Source organism: Aliamphritea spongicola, assembly GCF_017051665.1.
GTDB lineage: Bacteria > Pseudomonadota > Gammaproteobacteria > Pseudomonadales > Balneatricaceae > Amphritea > Amphritea spongicola.
On sequence record NZ_JAFIDL010000140.1, the window covers coordinates 1 to 280 of the forward strand.

Below are 280 nucleotides of genomic sequence, written 5' to 3' on the forward strand. Positions count from 1 at the left end.
GCGCTGGTGGTGTTCCCGGTCGCGGTGCTGCTGGCGTTCCTCGCGCTGGCGGCGCTGTATGAAAGCTGGACGCTGCCGCTGGCGGTGATCCTGATCGTGCCGATGACCATGCTGTCGGCGCTGTTCGGCGTGTGGTTGACCGGCGGCGACAACAACGTGTTCGTGCAGGTCGGGTTGGTCGTTCTGATGGGGCTGGCCTGCAAGAACGCTATTCTGATCGTCGAGTTCGCCCGCGAGCTGGAAATGCAGGGCAAAGGCATCGTCGAGGCAGCGCTGGAAG

The 280-nt window shown here is 64.3% G+C and carries 1 protein-coding gene; it reads left to right on the forward strand.

Annotated elements, in window-relative coordinates; all coding sequences use genetic code 11:
- Positions 1 to 280 (forward strand): efflux RND transporter permease subunit (locus JYB63_RS23080; RefSeq protein WP_205660247.1); only part of this gene is annotated, 280 nt, incomplete at both ends.